The organism is Rhodococcus sp. NPDC076796 (assembly GCF_040702765.1).
In the GTDB taxonomy this organism is placed as follows: Bacteria; Actinomycetota; Actinomycetes; order Mycobacteriales; family Mycobacteriaceae; genus Rhodococcoides.
Genome location: NZ_JBFBMS010000033.1, coordinates 1 through 1,687 on the forward strand (window position 1 = coordinate 1; position 1,687 = coordinate 1,687).

The 1,687-nt window shown below is 64.1% G+C and carries 1 protein-coding gene and 1 pseudogene; both read right to left on the reverse strand.

Translation table 11 applies throughout. The features are described from left to right. Nucleotides 1–179, reverse strand: a pseudogene (locus AB0366_RS27040) (AAA family ATPase); the annotation flags it as partial. Further along, nucleotides 176–1,549: an IS21 family transposase gene (locus AB0366_RS27045; RefSeq protein WP_366246613.1), complete on the reverse strand. Its 1,374-nt coding sequence runs from the start codon at nucleotides 1,547–1,549 to the stop codon at nucleotides 176–178. The gene AB0366_RS27045 and the pseudogene AB0366_RS27040, both read right to left, overlap by 4 nt. Nucleotides 1,550–1,687 lie beyond the last annotated feature (138 nt).

Below are 1,687 nucleotides of genomic sequence, written 5' to 3' on the forward strand. Positions count from 1 at the left end.
GTCATCGACAGCTCCTCCGCCGCGGCCTGGTCGAGGACCGCAGGCAGTGCTTCGGCGGCGTCGGCGAGTTTGAGGACCCCGAGATGGCCACGCAAACGTTGGTAAAGGCTCGCTGCTTCCGCGGTGTTCGGTGCGGGAAGTCGATCGGCAGCGGCACCTCCTTTCGGTGTTTCACTCATGCGAGAGTGTTCCTTCCCCGTGCAGCCCGCTCGTAGGCCGAGAGGTCGACGACATCCGATGATGCTGCCGCGGAATCGGTTTCAGCTGCTCCTGTCGAGTTGTTCGTACTATGAAAACGGCTGCCACGCAATACTTCTGCCGCCCTGAGCGCATCAGGCCCGGGTGGTATCCGTTCCTTTCGGCGGTGCGGTTTACCGGTGTTCGCGGTCGCCATCGCGGCCCGTTCGAGTGCGACGACATGACCGCTGTCGCGGACGATCATGCCGAGACCGTCGGCGGCGACCGCATGCCTGGCGACAGTGATGCCGGAGGCAGTGACGATGTCGAGATGACTACCGCCGACGGGGCGGGTGACGGTGACCTGCGCAGACGCCAACTCCGGCGGGACGGAGTACTGGTTGCCGCGGTAGGACACCAACGCTTGCCGCGACGCCGTCCGACTGTCGCCGAGAATCACCGGATACGCCGTCGCCGGCGGTTCCTGCAGGGGTTCGGCCGCTGCGAGGTCTGCGACAGTGCTGGTTCCGTCCGGGGTGTGGCGGGTGCGACTGTCGGAGATGGCGGCACAGAAGTTGTCGAGATGCGCTTGGGTCTGCTCGACGCTCATGTCCGGCAATGACCGCCACCAACGTTGTGCTGCAGTGTGATTCGCTTTCTCGACGACACCTTTGCGGTTCCCTCTCCGCGGTGGGCAGATCGCGACCGAGACCCCGTAGTACTTCGCGACGCCGGCGAAGCTGGCGGTCACCGCACCGGACTCGGGGTGGCAGACAGTGGCCATCCGGTCGAAACGCCAGACTCGGGTGGTGCCGCCGAGAGCGCGGACAACGCGGTCGAGATTGTCGACCAGATGTGGTTGATCCATCGACGGGGTCAGTACCGCCCGCCATTTCCCCGAGTGTGCGAGGGAGCCGACCCACAGGTGTGCTGTTCTGCCCCAACCCCATTCAGTCGGCGGGTTCGGTAGATCGACGTAGTCCCATTGGGTTTCTTCGCCCGGTGGGTGGTCGATGATGGCGTTGGCTCGGTCGGTTGCGGTCCTGCAGGCCAGGCAGATCGGGCGTAGTTTCTGCTGCCGGATCTTGCGGGTCATCGTCGGATAGGACAGTGCGAAGCCCAGGGCCAACAGTTCGTCGAACAGGGCGACCGCCCACAGGTGCGGGTCCTCGGTGAATCGGTAGCGGATGTAGTCGATGAAGTCCTCGAACGGGTCCGTCGTGGACTTTCGTCGCACACCTGGGGTGGTGGTTCCGTTGATGTAGTTGCGGACGGTGCGGCGGTTGCGGCCGGTATGGCGGGCGATGTCCGAGATCGACATGCCTCGTTTGTGCAGTGCGGATATCTCCATGTCCTCTTCCCATGTAAGCATGAGATCGCGGGTCTCCTTCGGGGCGCTGGTGTGTGGTCAGAGACCATCAGCATCGGAGGAGGCCCGCCCTCATTGGCGGAGCCACACGGGTGAGCACTTTCAGAGATCAGATCTGGGCACTTTCACTGAGCGCCGTCA

What these genes read in the sequence shown, in the direction of transcription:
- AB0366_RS27045 (WP_366246613.1), bottom strand. Translation starts at nt 1,549, where the DNA reads ATGCTTACATGGGAAGAGGACATGGAGATATCCGCACTGCACAAACGA.